The sequence below is a fragment of the Methylotuvimicrobium buryatense 5G genome, assembly GCF_000341735.1.
Taxonomy (GTDB): domain Bacteria; phylum Pseudomonadota; class Gammaproteobacteria; order Methylococcales; family Methylomonadaceae; genus Methylotuvimicrobium; species Methylotuvimicrobium buryatense.
The window spans coordinates 1,815,979-1,833,146 of record NZ_KB455575.1 but is presented as its reverse complement, the minus strand read 5'-3'; the positions used below and the strand labels follow the sequence as shown (position 1 = coordinate 1,833,146).

The following is a 17,168-nucleotide window of genomic DNA, read 5'->3' as shown; positions in this document are numbered from 1 at the left end:
ATCGCCCGTGAGTCCGAAGAAAATCTGATCATTATAAAGGTTTAACAGAATTGAATAAATATTATCGTGGACAGGTCAGCTACTCTCAATTTGTAGATCAAAAAGGGTGTGGGGTGTGCTGGGCGAGGATGTCGGCAGCGGGACAGATTTTTGCTCCTCGGCAATTGCTCCTGCATTACCCTAATACACGCCATCCGTGGCGTAATGCAAAGTCTGCATTCACGCCATCCTTGGCGCTTAGCTGCCGTCAAGCCCCCATGGATGGGTTTACGGCGTTCATCGACAGGCATACCCCATACCCTAACGATCATGAAGACCTCGCCATTGTCCCGGCAAATGAACGTTCGTGGCGTGGGGAGGGGGCGGTCACTCGCCCGACAGGACGCCGTGAATACGTCCATGTAGGCTCGACGGCGGCTTTCCCTGCCGCCGACGCCTGTCAGTCGAGCAACCGCCCCCTCTCCGGAACCGGCATTGTGTTATCTATCGAAAAATCAGATAAAGAGTCCAAATCTGCGAACTTTCACAGTAACGTTCATGAAGGCCTAGCCATCGCCCCGGCAAATGAAAGTTCTCTGGTGGCGGAGGGCGCGGTCACTCGCCCGACAGGACGCCGTGAATACGTCCGTGTAGGCTCGACGGCGGCTTTCCCTGCCGCCGACGCCTGTCGGTCGAGCAACCGCCCCTTCTCCGGAACCGGCATTGTGTTATCTATCGAAAAATCAGATAAAGAGTCCAAATCTGCGAACTTTCACAGTAAGATTGGCGAAACTGCGCAAACTGGGATTCGCGGTGGACAGGGGGTGTTGCATGCCGGGTAAGCCGCTCGATGTGCTGAATACGGTTTTCGGCTACGACCGTTTCAGGGGTCAGCAACAGGCCGTGATCGATGAGTTGTTGGCCGGACGCGATGCTTTGGTGTTGATGCCGACCGGCGGCGGCAAGTCGTTGTGTTATCAGATTCCGTCATTGTTGCGGCCGGGCGTCGGTATAGTGATTTCGCCGCTGATCGCGTTGATGCAAGATCAGGTCAGCGCATTGCATCAATTGGGCGTCAATGCGGCCTTTTTGAATTCGACTCTGACCGCCGAAGAGGCGCGTTCTATCGAAAACAGGCTACGTGACGATCAATTGGATTTACTTTATATTGCGCCGGAGCGCTTGAATTCGGCGCGCACGCTGTCGTTATTGGATAATCTGAATATCGCGCTGTTCGCGATCGATGAGGCGCATTGCGTGTCGCAATGGGGACACGATTTCCGCGCCGACTATCTGCAATTGTCGATGTTGCATGAGCGATATCCGAGTATTCCGCGTATTGCGTTGACCGCGACCGCCGACGAACGAACCCGTCAGGAAATCATCAGTCGGCTTGCACTCGACCAAGCGAAGCTGTTTGTCAGCAGTTTCGATAGGCCGAATATTCGTTATCGTATCGTGCAAAAACAAAATGCCCGACAGCAATTGCTGCAGTTTATCCAAAGCGAACATTTTGGCGATGCCGGCATCGTTTATTGCTTGTCGCGCAAGAAAGTCGAATCGACGGCCGAATGGCTGCAAAGTAAAGGCATCCGAGCGCTGCCTTATCATGCCGGGATGGATAACGCGGCGAGGCAGCAACATCAACACCGGTTCTTGATGGAAGAGGGTCTGGTTATCGTGGCGACGATCGCATTCGGCATGGGCATCGATAAACCCAATGTGCGTTTTGTCGCGCATCTCGATTTACCGAAAAGTATCGAAGCTTATTATCAGGAAACCGGACGCGCCGGGCGCGACGGTCTGCCGGCCGACGCGTGGATGGCGTACGGTCTTCAGGATGTGATCACGCTGCAGCAAATGTTGGCCAATTCCAATGCCGACGAAAGCCATAAACGCCTCGAATATCATAAACTCGATGCCATGTTGGCGCTTTGTGAGGAAGTCGGCTGCCGTCGTAGAGCTTTGTTGAGCTATTTCGGCGATCCATTGGCTGACGATTGCGGTAATTGCGATACCTGTTTGGAACCGGTCAATACTTGGGACGGCACGGTCGCCGCTCAGCAGGCCTTATCCTGCATATATCGGACCGGACAGCGTTTCGGTGTCAATTATTTGATCGATGTATTGCGCGGCAAAGAAACCGAACGGCTTAAGCATTTCGGTCACGATCGGCAGTCGACCTTCGGCATCGGCAAGGACATCGACGAAAAACAATGGCGTTCGGTGTTTCGGCAATTGGTCGCCAAAGGTTTGGTGACGGTCGATATCGAAGGCCACGGTTCGTTGCGCCTTGATGAATCTTGCCGCACGGTCCTGCGCGGCGAGCAGCAATTGATGCTTCGCCGAGATCTGTCCGTCGAATCCGGCAAGCGCTCGAAAGGCGCGGTTCGGCAATTTCAAAAAGAGCAGGATACCTTGCTGTGGAACGCGCTACGTACTAAACGCCGCGAGCTTGCCGATGAGCAGGATATTCCGCCGTATCAGATTTTCCATGATGCCACTTTAATGGAGATGGTTGAAAGCAGGCCGATGAATCATCAGCAATTCCGTTCAATTTCAGGGGTTGGCGAACGTAAATTGGAGCTGTACGGCGACGATTTTCTAGCCGTGATTCAAGAGTTCGGAACAGTTTCGGAAGCCTTGGTTTCTTTGTCGGATTCGGTCTTGGAGACCGTCGATCTGTTTCGACTGGGTTATGACGCCGAAAAAATTGCCAAGCAACGCGGCTTTACCATGGATACGATTTATAATCATTTGGCCCAAGCACTGGAGCAAGGCATAGTCGAATTGGCCGAGGTGGTCGCTTTGTCCGAAGCCGAAATCCATGCGATTCAGGATGCCATATTAGGCATGCCGGATGAGCAAAGAAATGCTTTGAAGCCGATTTTCGAAGCATTTAATGGGCAATATAGTTATGGCGTGTTGCGTTGCGTTCGAGCGGCAATGCAATTGGACGATGAGTGATTTGTGGCGAATAGTGAGCTTCAGAAGATTGTCAAATCGATCGATTGCCAGTTTAATATGCTCTCTTATTAGTAACTATTCAGCGCATGCGGTAGGTTGGTGTCAGGAATTGATTTCTAAGGACGCGTGAATACATCCCTGTAAGCTCTGACTGCAACGTCCTGTTGCAGACAGCCTTATAAATCAATACCTGACACCTTCTCATATATGACTTATGCTGAATAATTACTCTTATTATTAATAATTGTTAGGAGCAATGCGTGGCAAAGGCCAGTGATTTTAAGCGTGGAATGGTTGTCGAGATTAACGGTGTACCGCATGTGATTAAGCAAATCGAGGTCAGAAGTCCGTCCTCGCGCGGTGCGACTACCTTGTATAAAGTCCGGTTCAATAATCTCAAGACCGGTCAAAAACTCGATGAAACCCTGAAAGGAGACGATTTTTTCAAGGATGCGGATTGCGTTCGCGTGAAAGTTCAGTTTTCTTATATGGATGGCGAAAATTACGTATTTATGAACATGGAGGACTACAGTCAATACACGGTCGGCGCGGACGATTTGGAAGAACAGAAAGGCTATTTGACCGAAGGGCTCGAGGATATCGTTGCGTTGCTGTTTGACGATACCGTGCTGGGTATCGAGCTGCCGAGTTCTGTGGCGTTGGAAATCGTCGAGACCGCACCGGAAATCAAAGGCGCTACGGCCACCGGCAGAACCAAGCCGGCGCGATTGACGACCGGTTTGGAAGTGCAGGTTCCGGAATATCTTAAGACCGGCGAAATAATCAAGATCAATACGGTTACCGGAAAATTTATGTCTAGGGCTTGATAATTAGCTAGGTGGGCGTTTTACCTGTATAGCGAGCGAGGCGGAATCAAATACGAAGCGGCGCCGGATTGCCGGTTTCGAGATAGCGTTTATAATCGGCCAACACCTGTGCATGATCGAACGCCAACTCTGCCGGTAGCGTGTCGAAGGTGAAAGTATCGAGGTTTTTCGCGTCATCATCGGCTTTCGGCGTGCCTGATGCTTCGGCGATATAGACCGCAGTGACGGTATGATTGCGAGGGTCGCGTTGCGGGTTCGAATAAATACCAAGCAGAGCGGTCAGACGAACATCGAGGCTGGTTTCCTCGCGGGCTTCACGTATGGCGGCATGTTCAACGGTTTCGCCGATATCGACAAAGCCGCCCGGGATGGCCCAGCCGAACGGCGGGTTGGCGCGTTCGATCAGAACGAAAGGGCGCCCCGGACGGTCGATTAATTCGATCAAGGCATCGGCGGCCAATAGAGGGGTAATCGGTTTCGGCATAATGGGTTCTCTCATAAGTCTAAAGCTCGCGATCTACGTTACCTGAATTTTTCTCAATAATCGAGTCTAAGGCCAGTGTACTCAGCAATTCCCTATTTGGAGATCAAAAAGGGTGTGGGGTATGCTTGGCGAGGATGTCGGCAGCAGGGCAGATTTTTGCTCCATGCAAAATCTGCATTCACGCCATCCTTGGCGTTCGAGCTGCCGCCAAGCCCCCATGGATGGGTTTACGGCGTTCCTCGACAGGCATACCCCACACCCTAAAATCGGCGAAACTGCTCAAACTGGGAATTGCTGCCAGTGTACTACTCCTTTTTATATCGCCTGCATATCCGTAATCGCCCTTATTGAATCCTTATGAGCTTAAAAGACAATCACTTGCGGGTTTTGACATATAACATTCACAAAGGCTTTAATGTCGGTAATCGGCGCTTCGTTCTGCATCAAATTCGCGAGGCATTGATTGCCGCCGATGCCGATTTATTGTTTTTGCAAGAAATGCAGGGCGAGCATGTGCACCGCGAAAAGAATATCCCGGATTGGCCAGACCGTACGCAGTTCGAATTCATCGCCGAAGGTGTTTGGCCTTATTACGCTTACGGCAAAAATGCGATCTACAGTGCCGGTCATCATGGCAATGCCATCTTGAGCAAATATCCTTTCGAGAGTTACGAAAATATCAATGTGTCGCCGTTTCCGTGGGCTAGTCGAAGTTTGTTGCATGGCGTAGTTCGATTGAAAGCAGATATTCAACCATTGCACATCGTTTGTATCCATTTCGGGTTGACCGGCAAGGAGCGTCGCCTGCAAGTCGCCAAACTTTGCGAAAGGATCGATGAGCATGTTCCGCACGATGCACCGTTGATCGTGGCAGGGGATTTCAACGATTGGTTGGGGCAGGCCGAGCGTTATTTTTACGAGCACTTGGAACTGAGGGAGGTGTTCAGAACCACGCATGGCCGCTATGCCCGAACTTTTCCGGCTTGGTTGCCTATCTTGCCGATGGATAGAATCTATTTTCGAGGGTTAGTGCCGGTATCTTGCGAGCGTTTGGCTCATGCGCCTTGGCATGTATTATCCGATCATTCGCCGCTGGCAGCTACATTCGAAATATGAAGCAAATGCTCGATCCTAGTGAAACTACTAAATGGACTTTACCGAATCTATTGACCGGCTTCCGTTTTGTTGCCGCGCCTATTTTATTGTGGCTGGCCTGGAACGGATATGCCGTGGCGTTTATGGTTTTGTTGGCCGTCGCTTTTTTAACCGATTTGCTGGACGGTTGGACGGCTCGTTTGACGGGACAGGTTTCAGAGTTCGGCGCGGTACTCGACAGTTGGGCCGATGTGATTAACTATTTGACGATCGCGTTGAGTTGTTGGTGGTTGTGGCCCGAAATCGTTGCTCGCGAATGGCTTTATGTCGTCTTGATTGTCGCTAGTTGCTTGCTGCCGTCGGCGGCAGGGCTCTTGAAATTCGGCCGGTTTACCAGTTATCACACCTGGGGCGTTAAATTAGCCGCCGCTTCAATGGGGGGAGGTTTATATTTGATGTTTCTAGGTGGGCCTGTTTGGCCGTTTCGCGTTGCGGCGGTCATTTGTATAGTTGCGGCATTTGAAGAGATCGCAATTACTGTTTTGTTGAAAAACCCTCGCTCCAATGTTCGTTCGCTTTGGCATGTGATTCGGAAGGGGAAAGGGGAAGCCAGAGCTTGACAAGTGAGTGAAATGCTAAATTATTTCACTATTCACTATTCACTATTCACTATACCTTTCGCGCTTCAAATTTCGGCAGTGCCTGAGCAGGCGCCGGGGTGTGCGGCAAAGGCTTTGCCAGCATGGAGCTGGCATACAGGGATGTATTCACGGCGTCCTTTGACGGAACGGACACCCCGGCGCCGAATTTTGATCTGCGATGGGTATATTTACGTCATGGTGCGGATGGACGAAACCGTCCATCCTTTCCGGTAGGGGAGATTAGGTTAGATTATGGTAACCGGTTTCTTCGTGTGTTGCGATATCCAGGCCTTGTTGTTCCTGGTCTTTGGTGACTCTCAAACCGATAAGTAGATCCAGGGCTTTCAAGATCAAATAACTAAAAAAAGCGCTCCAGAGAATCGTGACGCCGACCGCCAGTGCTTGCACGCCGACTTGATCCATGATCGAAACCCCTTCATCCAAACCCAATCCGCCTAAGCTGGTGGCAGCGAAAACGCCGGTCAAAAGCGATCCGACGATGCCGCCGACGCCATGAACAGGAAATACGTCGAGCGAGTCGTCGATTTTCAGTTTTCGCTTCATGAATTGAGTGGCTACAAAGCAGAAGGCGCCTGCAGTAACGCCGATCACCAATGCGCCTGCGGGGCCGACGAAGCCGGAAGCCGGCGTTATGGTGCCTAATCCTGCAACCATGCCGGTCACGATGCCCAATGCGCTGGGTTTGCCGAATTTGACCCATTCAATGAACATCCATGTTAAAGAGCCTGCTGCCGCACCTGTGTGCGTTACCAGAATCGCCATGCCGGCTGAACCGTCGGCGGTCAACGCACTGCCGCCATTGAAGCCGAACCAGCCAACCCACAGCATGCCTGCGCCGGTTAACACCATTGTCATGTTATGTGGCGGCATTGCAGTAGTCGGGAAACCTCTTCGATTGCCGAGAACCAAGGCCGATACTAGAGCTGCAACGCCTGCATTGACATGAATCACAATGCCGCCGGCGAAATCCATGACGCCCAAGTCGGCGAGCCAGCCGCCGCCCCAGATCCAATGACATATCGGCACATATACCAGCAGCAACCACAAGGAGCTAAACCAGAGAATGGCGGAAAATTTCATGCGCTCTGCAAAACCGCCGACGATCAGTGCCGGCGTAATGATTGCAAAAGTCATTTGAAACATGAAAAAGACGGTCTCCGGTATGTCGCCGATTAGAGAATCCGTGACCAGGCTGGGTACGAAAAATTTATGGGTGCCACCCAGGACTTGTTGCAAATCTCCTCCGTCGTCGAAAATTAGGCTATAGACGCCTGCAAGCCATAGCAGCGAAACGATGCAGGTGATTGCGAAACATTGCGTTAGCACCGATAGCACGTTTTTGCTTCTGACGAGTCCGCCATAGAACAGGGAAAGCCCGGGCAGAGTCATGAAGAGCACTAATGCAGTGGAGGTTAATACCCATGCGGTATTGCTTTGATTGAGTTCACCGGCCGCGGCAAGTTGTGGCAGGCCGAACAGTAAGATAAAACTGCTCAGTTTGTTAAGGGTCATGCTGTCCTCGTTAATTATTATAAGTTTTTAGTGGACGCGCGCGGAATTGTCGGTACCGGGAATAAATCATATCCAGGTACCGATTGGGATGAGGCTTGTTCGTGAGCTTAGCCCAGCCTTAACCAATGTGCCTATGGTATAAAACATTGAATTATATAAATCAAAAAGTCATGCCAATTTTTACCCGGCTTTTACAAATAAGGCTGGGTCGTTATTGTCGTGCATAGTGTTTATTATTACTTAATAATCAATGTGTTATGATAGGCATCTGTTAAGGCAGGGTTAAATGGCGTCGCTACCGGTTTCACCGGTTCGGATGCGAATCACTTGCTCCAGACTTGTCACAAAAATCTTGCCGTCGCCTATCTTCCCGGTATTAGCGGCCTTGACAATGGTTTCAATGGCCTGATCCAGAATTTCATCGGAAACGGCAATTTCCAATTTCACTTTGGGCAAAAAGTCTACGACATATTCCGCGCCGCGATAAAGTTCGGTATGCCCTTTTTGGCGTCCGAATCCTTTGACTTCGGTGGCAGTAACTCCCGCAACGCCGATCTCCGATAAGGCTTCTCTGACGTCATCCATTTTGAATGGTTTGATAATCGCTGTAATTAATTTCATATTGATTTTCCAGAGTTGTTGAGTTGCTATCGTATCCCTTTCGGGGTTCGGTTTAAGCCGCAATCATAGTTAAATATCCTTCTAGTTACAATTTCATAAGGCTTAATCCGATGCGGTGCGTTACTTTTTCCGAAAAAAACGGGCGCACGACGCGCCCGTTGTTAGTAGGTCAACCGTTAGCGTTTGCTGCCTTCAGTCGTAAACTCGGGGTAAGCTTCCATACCGCACTCGGAGAAATCGACGCCTTTGTATTCCTCCTCTTCGCTGACGCGGATGCCCATCGCCAGCTTGATTAAGTACCAAGTTAACAGGCTGCTCAAGAAAACGAAACCGAAGATCGTTACGATGCCGATCAATTGTGCTGTAAAGCTGGCTTCCTCATTGGAGAAACAGACTGCGATCAATCCCCACATGCCGACGACGCCATGGACCGAAATCGCGCCGACTGGGTCGTCGATTTTGAGCTTGTCCCAAGTTAAGATCGAGAATACTACGATGACGCCGCCGACTGCGCCGATGACAGTGGCCAATAATGGCGATGGCGTTAAAGGTTCTGCGGTGATTGCGACTAATCCTGCCAAAGCGCCGTTCAACGTCATAGAAAGATCGGCCTTGCCGAACATGAAGTGCGCGGTTAATAAGGCAGCAACAAGGCCTCCTGCAGCCGCCGTGTTGGTGTTGACGAATATCATCGCGACCGAATTGGCTTCGCCGATATCGGAAATTTTCAATTCCGAACCGCCGTTGAAACCGAACCAACCCAACCAGAGTATGAAAGTACCTAGAGTTGCCAGCGGCATATTACAGCCGGGAATCGGATTGATGGAGCCGTCCGCGCCGTATTTGCCTTGGCGTGCACCGAGTAATAGGACTCCCGCCAATGCTGCGCTAGCACCGCACATGTGAACCACGCCGGAACCTGCGAAATCGAGAAAGCCCAGTTCATCGAGAAATCCTTCGCCCCATTTCCAATAGCCTTGAATTGGGTAAATAAAGCCGGTCATTACGACCGAAAATACCAGAAACGACCAGAGTTTCATTCGTTCGGCAACGGCCCCGGAGACGATCGACATTGCCGTAGCTACAAACACGACTTGAAAGAAAAAGTCGGCCATGTTGGAGTAGTAAGTTTCTCCCTCGCTACCCATGACTTCCTCGACCGTATTGTCATCGCCGAGCAAGAAGCTGATGCCGGGCCATACGCTGTTGACGGCTTCGTCCGGATACATGATGTTGTAACCGACCAGCATGTACATGATGCAAGCGATTGCAAACAAGGCGACGTTTTTGGTTAGAATTTCGGTGGTGTTTTTGGCCCTGACCAAACCGGCTTCGAGCATCGCAAACCCGGCCGCCATCCACATGACCAGTGCGCCGCTCATCAAAAAATAAAATGTATCGAGCGCGTAACTTAATTCAACTAATTTATCCACTTTCGATCTCCTCGTTAACGATATTATAGAGCTTCTTCGCCGGTTTCACCGGTTCGGATGCGGACGACTTGCTCGAGATTGCTGACAAAAATTTTGCCGTCGCCAATCTTGCCGGTATTGGCTGCTTTGGAAATGGCTTCTACAGCCGCTTCGAGCTGGTCGTCGCCGATGGCTACCTCGACCTTGGCCTTCGGTAGAAAGTCCACGACATATTCCGCGCCGCGATACAGTTCCGTATGGCCTTTTTGGCGGCCAAAACCTTTGACTTCCGTTACGGTGACTCCTGAAACCCCTATTTCGGATAACGCTTCGCGTACATCGTCCAGCTTAAAGGGCTTAACAATTGCTGTTATTAATTTCATATCTCTATGCCTCTTGTTAAGTTACGAACTCGAATTTGTTTAAAGCACAGAGCGTGCCATACAAGCCAAGGATGTTATTAACCCAAGATTTGGGCAGTTGCCTTAACAGGAGATAATGTTTTGTATCAATATGGTGCAACATGCTTTAAACTGCGCACCATAAAGATGCAAATCAAGCCGAGCGGTCAGTGAATGACGTTATTTTTGTAATTGAGATCAATTAGTTGCTTATATGGCATATGAAGTGCTTATAAGTAGTATGTGGCGATTTCGAAAGTCGTTTTCATTTATTTGCAGCAATCGTTTTGGGGTCTGGCAACCGCCGCAGAACCAGCTACTTGTAGAAGTTATTTTGTGCATATTCCTAACGGGTTAGTAGCCGGTTATTGGGGCAGGGCTCTAAAACTTTTCCGGACGTCTATATTGCGCATTAAAAAAATGATATCGTTATCGCGAAATATTCTTAGCAATTTACAAATGACAATCAACCTAGGAGACAACATACATGTCTGTAGAAAATGTACTTAAAATGATTCAGGAGCACGATGTTAAATTTGTCGATTTTCGCTTCTGCGATACGCGCGGCAAAGAACAGCATGTGACTTTTCCTGCTCATGATGTGGATGAAGACCTTTTTGAAGAAGGCAAGATGTTCGATGGCTCCTCGGTTGCGGGCTGGAAAGGTATTAACGAGTCGGATATGATTCTGATGCCGGATCCAAGTACGGCAGTGATGGATCCGTTTTATGACGATAACACGCTGATTCTGCGTTGCGATATCATCGAGCCGAACGACATGCAAGGCTACGAACGCGATCCACGGTCTATCGCGAAACGCGCCGAAGCTTATTTGGCTAGCACGGGTATTGCCGATGCGGCTTTCTTCGGTCCCGAAAACGAGTTTTTCGTGTTTGACGATGTGCGTTGGTCAGCCAATATTTCAGGCGCTTCATACAAGATCGATTCTTCCGAGGCCGGTTGGAACTCTGAAAAAGCCTATGAAGACGGAAACATGGGGCATCGTCCAAGCGTGAAAGGCGGTTATTTCCCTGTTCCCCCGGTCGATTCTTTGCAGGATATGCGTTCTGCGATGTGTTTGATTCTCGAAGAAATGGGCATGGTTACCGAGGTGCATCATCACGAGGTCGCAACAGCAGGCCAATGCGAGATCGGTGTTAAATTCGGTACTTTGGTCAAAAAAGCCGACGAAGTGTTGGATTTGAAATATGTCGTGACCAATATTGCGCATGCTTACGGTAAAACGGCGACATTTATGCCGAAACCTCTTGTAGGCGACAACGGTAGCGGTATGCATGTTCATCAGTCCTTAGCTAAAAATGGCGTCAATCTATTTTCCGGCGACTTATACGGCGGCTTATCGGAAACCGCGTTGTATTACATCGGCGGTATTATCAAGCACGCCAAAGCATTGAACGCATTTACCAATGCCTCGACGAACAGCTATAAACGTTTGGTGCCGGGTTTTGAAGCGCCGGTAATGTTGGCGTACTCTGCGCGAAACCGTTCGGCATCGATTCGTATCCCTTTTATTACCAATCCGAAAGGACGCCGTATCGAGGTGCGCTTCCCCGACTCGACCGCTAACCCTTATTTAGCGTTCTCGGCAATGCTAATGGCAGGTCTGGACGGTATTCAAAACAAAATTCATCCTGGCGATGCGATGGATAAAGATTTGTACGATTTACCGCCGGAAGAAGAAAAAGCGATTCCGCAAGTCTGCCATGCTTTCGATCAAGCTTTGCAGGCGTTGGATAGCGACCGCGAATTCTTGAAGCAAGGCGGCGTGTTTACCGATGATGCTATCGACGGTTATATTGCGTTGAAAATGGAAGAAGTGACTCGTCTGCGTATGAGTACGCACCCGGTTGAATTCGATATGTATTACAGTTTGTAATTACGAATCGAAATAACAACAAAGAAGCGCCCCATAATGGGGCGTTTTTTATTTGGGCGCACCATAAATGTTGTTCAATAGTTTCTGCTAAACTCGCTTTGCATCGGAAATGATGGTGAAAGGGGCAAGATGAAAGATGAAAGATGAAAGATGAAAGGTGGGGGGGGCGCCACTAAGTTATGAGAAACCCGTCATTCCGCCATGGATTGGCGGAATTCAGGGCCATGGATGGCAAGCTTTTGAGGCGCATTAGAGCCTGAGTGCCCATCGCCAACCATGGTTGCCGTAGGTTGGCGATTAGCCCCTTGGGGTACGCTATGATTACCATGGTAACCCCGCCAATGCTAAGGCAAGCTCTTATGGTTTGGTCCGGTGGATTCGGTGCTTAACGGCATGAGGGTATGCGTAGCGTACCCTACAATTTATGTATAACGACGAGCGTGGAAGCGAGGGAAATCGTTATTACGGCAGGAATTGCCGAGATTCGGGTCTCAAGGACCTGAATGCCTATTGCCAACCATGATCGCCGGAGGTTGTCGATTAGATGTCTAATTATTATGGTCTAGTATTTGCTTAATATTAGTAAAGCGATCGTTTTCCTTGCCTATATGTGTCTTCCTTGATTAATCGATAAGCTCATGACTTTAAAAAACCGTGTATAAAAAGATTCTCGAACATTTAAATGAAGCGGTTTTGCTATTCGATCGGCAGCTTAAACTGACTTATATCAATACCGCCGGCGAGGTGCTGTTTGCCGATAGCGCTCGACATTTGTTGGGCAGTAGTGCCATGGAGTTATTCAAGACGGTCGATTCGGAGCAGCGGTTGGATCTGGAACAATGCCTGCAAATGGATGAGCCCTTAGTCGATCGTGAATTAACCCTGGACATCATGAATCAGAGCATTACTGTCAATTTTAGTGCGACGCCCGTTATCAATGATGATCAGGTTACTGAGATCATTGTCGAGTTGCAACAACTGGATAGGCATTTACGCATTTCTAAGGAAGAGCAATTATTATCTCAGCAATCAACCGTTCGAATGTTGGTTAGAGGCCTGGCTCATGAAATCAAAAATCCCCTTGGAGGGCTAAGAGGCGCGGCACAGTTACTGGATCTTGAATTGGATGATCCTGAACTGAAGGAATACACTCAAATCATTATTGCCGAGTCCGACCGACTTCAAGGTTTAATGGATAAAATGCTCGGCCCTAATAAGCTACCGAATAAAGCGCTATTAAATATTCATGAAGTTGTCGAACGGGTTAGGCAATTGGTGCTTATCGAAGCGAACGGAAAACTGAGCGTTATTCAGGATTACGATCCTAGTATTCCGGAAGTGTTTGCCGACAAGAATCAATTGATTCAGGCGGTATTGAATATTGTCAGAAATGCCGTTCAGGCGATGGAAGGCAGCGGAATACTGACTTTAAAAACCAGAGTTTGCCGGCAAATGACGATCGGTCGCAAGAGAAATAAATTGACCGCGAAAATCGATATTATCGATACCGGTCCCGGAATCGATAAAGAGATGATGAGCAAGGTTTTTTATCCGATGATTACCGGACGGGCCAGCGGTACGGGGCTTGGTTTGTCCATCGCACAGTCTTTGATCAATCAACATGACGGCATGATCGAATGCGATAGTCAGCCTGGTCGTACCGTTTTTTCTATTTATTTACCCCTGGAGAATCACCATGAGTAATTCGGGCATGGTTTGGATCGTCGACGACGATAAATCCATCCGCTGGGTATTAGAGAAAGCCCTGCAAAAAGCCGAGATCGAAACCCGTTCGTTCGCTAACGGTAACGTGTTGCTCGAAGCGTTGAAGTCCGAGGAACCGGACGCGTTGATCACCGATATTCGCATGCCCGGCATCGATGGCTTGCAGTTGTTGAAGAGCGTGCAAAGCAGTCATCCGGATTTACCGGTCATTGTGATGACCGCGCATTCCGATTTGGAAAGCGCGGTATCGGCATTTCACGGCGGAGCCTTCGAATATTTGCCCAAGCCGTTCGATATAAAAGAAGTCGTTGAGGTCGTTCGTCGCGCCTGTGAGCATTCCAAGCAAAGGCAGGAGTCGATACATAATAACCATGTCGCGGAAGCAACACCCGAAATTATCGGTGCCGCACCGGCGATGCAAGAGGTATTTAGGGCGATAGGCCGATTGGCCCGCTCCCACATTACTGTGATGATCAATGGCGAGTCCGGAACCGGTAAGGAATTGGTGGCAAAGGCTTTACATCGCCATAGTCCAAGAGCGAGTAATCCGTTTATTGCGCTGAACATGGCCGCGATCCCTAAGGATTTGATGGAATCCGAATTATTTGGGCATGAAAAAGGTGCGTTTACCGGTGCTCAAGCGCGACGGTCGGGGCGATTCGAGCAAGCCAATCACGGAACGCTGTTCCTCGACGAAATCGGCGATATGCCCGCCGAACTGCAAACACGCTTGCTGAGAGTGCTGGCGGACGGAGAATTTTATCCTGTCGGTGCGCATTCATCGGTCAAAGTCGATGTTCGGATCATTGCCGCGACACACCAAAATCTTGAAGCCTTAGTCGCTCAAGGCCGGTTCCGCGAGGATTTATTTCACCGCTTAAATGTTATTCGTATTCATATTCCGCCGCTTCGCGATCGCCGGGAAGATATTCCGTTGCTAATGCAGTATTTTTTAAGTAAAGCCGCGGCCGAATTGAATACCGAATTAAAGGTGCTTAAGCCTGATGCCGAACAATTCTTGAAGGCTCTGGAATGGCCGGGCAATGTACGTCAGCTCGAGAATCTGTGTCGTTGGTTGACCGTAATGGCTTCGGGTCGTGAAATTCATAAGAACGAATTGCCGCCGGAATTGCTGCATAGTCGGGAGGAGTCGGGCGGGGCGGATGAGAATTGGCAAGGGGTGTTGAAGAAAAATATCGAGTACCAATTGCATAAGGGCGATCAGGAGATTGCCAAGCATACGATACCGGTAGTCGAAGCCATTTTGATTAAGTCCGCGTTAGACTATACCGGCGGAAAACGTCACGAAGCGGCTAAGCTTTTGGGTTACGGTAGGAATACGCTAACTCGTAAGATTAAGGAACTGGATATCGAGGAATGATCGTTAGCCCGGCACCGAATTTTGATCTGCGTTGGGTATACACATGGCCATCACGAATTCCTTATGGCTCGAGAAGAGGGCTTTCAACGAAGAAAGCCCTCTATTCAGTGTGATTGCCTATAAGGTTTTAGCCTTTGAGCAAATCCTTGACTTTAGCCATGATTCCGGCCGGATCAATGCCTTGGTGCGGGAATTGCTCCCACAAGCCGCCGCAACCTTCTTTGTGCGTGGCAATATGAGCGAATTTAGGCGCGTATCCGCGTTCCAGCAACCATGAGCCATAGCGACTGCCCAGACCGGTTTTGCGGTTGAACGATTCGACGACCAACACCATCGGGGATTTTCCGACTTTAGTCAGCATATCTTCGTCGATGACGTTCAATGTCGGTTTGTTGATCAAGCCGACATCGATGCCTTCTTGTTTCAAACGTTCAACCGCATCCAGCGCGCGGTATAACGATTCGCCGAAGCTGACGACATAGCCTTGCGTCCCTTCGCGGATGACTTCGTCTTTGCCGGAAACGAATTTATAATTGCCGCCGAAGAAATCGTTCCCGTCGCTATCCAGGATCATGGGCACCTTGGAGCGGGTAGAGAAAACGAAACGCAGACCCCGGTTGAAGAAAATAGTTTCCAAGCAGGCTTTCATTTGATTCGGGTCGGCCGGGAAGTACAGATTGGTGTCGTAACCGTCGCTCAAACCGTTGTCGGCAAACATGTTGTTTAAACCGAAATGGCAAGTGTTGTCGGCCATGTCGTCGATACCGGAATGCGAGAAATGACACAACACGTTGGAATTGTTCAAACGCGCCATCGTGATTTCGGAAATACACATTTCCAGGAAAGCGCTGAATGTGCCGAAAATACCTTGTTTACCGGCTTCCATCCCGAAACCGGCCGCCGCAGAAAAGTTACCGCGTTCCATGATGCCGGAAGAAATAAAGATTTCAGGGTATGCATCATGAATTTTCTTTAAGCCGCAAGAGCCCTCGAGGTCGCTGTCGATCACGCGGACTTTTTCCAAACGTTCCGCTTCGGACAATCGGCCCAAAATCGCGACAGACGCATCGCCGAAGACGTTGCGGTTGGCATCCCATTTATCGCTGGAGCCGAGGAAGGTGTAGTCTTGTTTCGGTGCTTGGATGGACTTCAGATGTTCGACCGCCGCTTGCTGACCGTTGGCTTCCAAGTATTCGAGCGCCAGTTTAACCGAGATGACATCGTGACCGTGGGTCGAGCCTTCCAGGCCTTTGATGCCAGGGCACATCGGGCGGTGGTTGATGACCGCGACAGGACCTTGCGTGTTGATCGCGGTGACGATGCGGCGGTACAAGTCGTCGAGGTCTTCGCCGTCGCCTTCCAACACTTTAACGCCATGGCCTTCCAGTGTTTTTGCGGTGCTGCATCCGCCCAAGTAATGGGAAGGGTGACCGGCGATCGTGACATCGTTATCGTCGATGATAAGTTTCACGTTTAGTTGTTGAGCAACGGCAAGGCGCGCGGCCTCGGCATCGTTACCTTCTTGTTGCGAGCCGTCGGAGCCCAGGCAGAATAATGTCTTGCTAGGGTTTGCCATCGCCACGCCGTTGACGTAAGGCCACATGTGACCTAAGCGACCGGAACTGAATTTGACGCCGGGCGTAAAGCCTAATTCAGGATGGCCCGGAAGATGAGAATGCGCTTCGCGGTAATGCATCAGCTTTTCGGCCGGTAAATCGCCGTTTAGCGTGGACATCAAGTATTGGGTGGCAACACGGTGTCCCGCTTCATCAAAAAAGACAGGAACGAATTTGTCGTCGTTGCCGCGAAACAGTGCGTCCAGAATCATGACTTCCGGAACCGTATCGAACGGGCCGCCGGTGTGTCCGCCAACGCCTCTGGCGGCGCCGGTTGCCGTGAAAAATACGATCGCATCGCGGCATAATTGAATGTTGGCCTGCAGCGCCGATTTTTGTTCGGCGGTCAGTTCATTGCTGCTTGGATCGAGTGAAATGCGCTGATAAGCGCCGAGATCGATTGGAAATTTAGACATAGTTATTCTTCTTTTCGGTTTGGTTAATAAACGTGCTTTGAAAGCTCTCTCTTTACAAAGACAATTAATCGGATGGTCGAGGTACTATCTAAAAGATAAGGTAAAAAAATATTTTCCCAAATGGTTCCCACGCAGTGCGTCACTGGTATAAGTTAGCCGTCACAGAGTAAGTA

At 49.8% G+C, this 17,168-nt stretch carries 14 protein-coding genes; 8 read left to right on the top strand and 6 right to left on the bottom strand.

The features are described 5' to 3' along the window. Window positions 1–50: 50 nt before the first annotated feature. From METBU_RS28720 to efpL, 3 genes are all read left to right on the top strand, one after another. Window positions 51–821 (top strand): hypothetical protein, encoded by a 771-nt coding sequence (locus METBU_RS28720; RefSeq protein ID WP_235726394.1) that lies wholly within the window; start codon window positions 51–53, stop codon window positions 819–821. Further along, on the top strand, window positions 811–2,946 hold the full coding sequence (gene recQ, locus METBU_RS0108170; protein WP_017840148.1) for a DNA helicase RecQ: 2,136 nt from the start codon (window positions 811–813) through the stop codon (window positions 2,944–2,946). Before METBU_RS28720 ends, recQ begins: the two co-directional genes overlap by 11 nt. A 260-nt stretch (window positions 2,947–3,206) precedes the next feature. After that, a complete protein-coding gene (gene efpL / locus METBU_RS0108165; RefSeq protein ID WP_026130105.1) occupies window positions 3,207–3,773 on the top strand; it encodes an elongation factor P-like protein EfpL in 567 nt (188 codons plus the stop codon). Window positions 3,774–3,819: 46 nt separating this feature from the next. Here the strand turns inward: efpL and METBU_RS0108160 are convergent, their stop codons facing one another. After that, window positions 3,820–4,257 (bottom strand): NUDIX domain-containing protein, encoded by a 438-nt coding sequence (locus METBU_RS0108160; RefSeq protein ID WP_017840146.1) that lies wholly within the window; start codon window positions 4,255–4,257, stop codon window positions 3,820–3,822. Between the two features lie 357 nt (window positions 4,258–4,614). Here METBU_RS0108160 and METBU_RS0108155 point away from each other — a divergent pair, with 357 nt between their 5' ends. Further along, window positions 4,615–5,373 (top strand): endonuclease/exonuclease/phosphatase family protein, encoded by a 759-nt coding sequence (locus tag METBU_RS0108155; protein ID WP_017840145.1) that lies wholly within the window; start codon window positions 4,615–4,617, stop codon window positions 5,371–5,373. Window positions 5,374–5,378: 5 nt separating this feature from the next. Then, window positions 5,379–5,972 (top strand): CDP-alcohol phosphatidyltransferase family protein, encoded by a 594-nt coding sequence (locus METBU_RS0108150; protein ID WP_138767119.1) that lies wholly within the window; start codon window positions 5,379–5,381, stop codon window positions 5,970–5,972. Window positions 5,973–6,233: 261 nt separating this feature from the next. Here METBU_RS0108150 and METBU_RS0108145 read toward each other — a convergent pair whose 3' ends face one another. The 4 genes from METBU_RS0108145 to glnK form a co-directional block, all read right to left on the bottom strand. Then, window positions 6,234–7,526: an ammonium transporter gene (locus tag METBU_RS0108145; protein WP_017840143.1), complete on the bottom strand. Its 1,293-nt coding sequence runs from the start codon at window positions 7,524–7,526 to the stop codon at window positions 6,234–6,236. Between the two features lie 282 nt (window positions 7,527–7,808). Continuing rightward, complete coding sequence (locus METBU_RS0108140) at window positions 7,809–8,147, bottom strand: P-II family nitrogen regulator (protein WP_014147352.1); 339 nt, start codon at window positions 8,145–8,147, stop codon at window positions 7,809–7,811. Window positions 8,148–8,323: 176 nt separating this feature from the next. Beyond that, window positions 8,324–9,580 carry an ammonium transporter gene (locus tag METBU_RS0108135; RefSeq protein ID WP_017840142.1) on the bottom strand — a complete coding sequence of 419 codons (1,257 nt, stop codon included), beginning with the start codon at window positions 9,578–9,580 and terminating at the stop codon, window positions 8,324–8,326. Between the two features lie 23 nt (window positions 9,581–9,603). After that, window positions 9,604–9,942: a P-II family nitrogen regulator gene (gene glnK / locus METBU_RS0108130; RefSeq protein WP_014147354.1), complete on the bottom strand. Its 339-nt coding sequence runs from the start codon at window positions 9,940–9,942 to the stop codon at window positions 9,604–9,606. Between the two features lie 505 nt (window positions 9,943–10,447). On the opposite strand from glnK, the gene glnA reads away from it, so the two are divergent. From glnA to ntrC, 3 genes are all read left to right on the top strand, one after another. Then, window positions 10,448–11,857, top strand: coding sequence for a glutamate--ammonia ligase (glnA, locus tag METBU_RS0108125; RefSeq protein WP_017840141.1), 1,410 nt, complete (start codon window positions 10,448–10,450; stop codon window positions 11,855–11,857). Between the two features lie 654 nt (window positions 11,858–12,511). Beyond that, the gene (gene glnL, locus METBU_RS0108115) at window positions 12,512–13,561 is read left to right on the top strand and encodes a nitrogen regulation protein NR(II) (protein ID WP_017840139.1); all 1,050 of its coding nucleotides are present in this window, start codon (window positions 12,512–12,514) and stop codon (window positions 13,559–13,561) included. Further along, the gene (ntrC, locus tag METBU_RS0108110) at window positions 13,554–14,963 is read left to right on the top strand and encodes a nitrogen regulation protein NR(I) (RefSeq protein ID WP_017840138.1); all 1,410 of its coding nucleotides are present in this window, start codon (window positions 13,554–13,556) and stop codon (window positions 14,961–14,963) included. Before glnL ends, ntrC begins: the two co-directional genes overlap by 8 nt. Before the next feature lie 127 nt (window positions 14,964–15,090). On the opposite strand, the gene METBU_RS0108105 is transcribed toward ntrC, so the two are convergent. Beyond that, window positions 15,091–16,995, bottom strand: a complete 1,905-nt coding sequence (locus METBU_RS0108105; RefSeq protein ID WP_017840137.1) for a transketolase C-terminal domain-containing protein — start codon at window positions 16,993–16,995, stop codon at window positions 15,091–15,093. Window positions 16,996–17,168: the final 173 nt, after the last annotated feature.

What these genes read in the sequence shown, in the direction of transcription:
- glnA (WP_017840141.1), top strand. Translation starts at nt 10,448, where the DNA reads ATGTCTGTAGAAAATGTACTTAAAATGATTCAGGAGCACGATGTTAAA.
- METBU_RS0108155 (WP_017840145.1), top strand. Translation starts at nt 4,615, where the DNA reads ATGAGCTTAAAAGACAATCACTTGCGGGTTTTGACATATAACATTCAC.
- METBU_RS0108145 (WP_017840143.1), bottom strand. Translation starts at nt 7,526, where the DNA reads ATGACCCTTAACAAACTGAGCAGTTTTATCTTACTGTTCGGCCTGCCA.
- recQ (WP_017840148.1), top strand. Translation starts at nt 811, where the DNA reads ATGCCGGGTAAGCCGCTCGATGTGCTGAATACGGTTTTCGGCTACGAC.
- METBU_RS0108150 (WP_138767119.1), top strand. Translation starts at nt 5,379, where the DNA reads ATGCTCGATCCTAGTGAAACTACTAAATGGACTTTACCGAATCTATTG.
- METBU_RS0108140 (WP_014147352.1), bottom strand. Translation starts at nt 8,147, where the DNA reads ATGAAATTAATTACAGCGATTATCAAACCATTCAAAATGGATGACGTC.
- METBU_RS0108105 (WP_017840137.1), bottom strand. Translation starts at nt 16,995, where the DNA reads ATGTCTAAATTTCCAATCGATCTCGGCGCTTATCAGCGCATTTCACTC.
- METBU_RS0108160 (WP_017840146.1), bottom strand. Translation starts at nt 4,257, where the DNA reads ATGCCGAAACCGATTACCCCTCTATTGGCCGCCGATGCCTTGATCGAA.
- ntrC (WP_017840138.1), top strand. Translation starts at nt 13,554, where the DNA reads ATGAGTAATTCGGGCATGGTTTGGATCGTCGACGACGATAAATCCATC.
- glnK (WP_014147354.1), bottom strand. Translation starts at nt 9,942, where the DNA reads ATGAAATTAATAACAGCAATTGTTAAGCCCTTTAAGCTGGACGATGTA.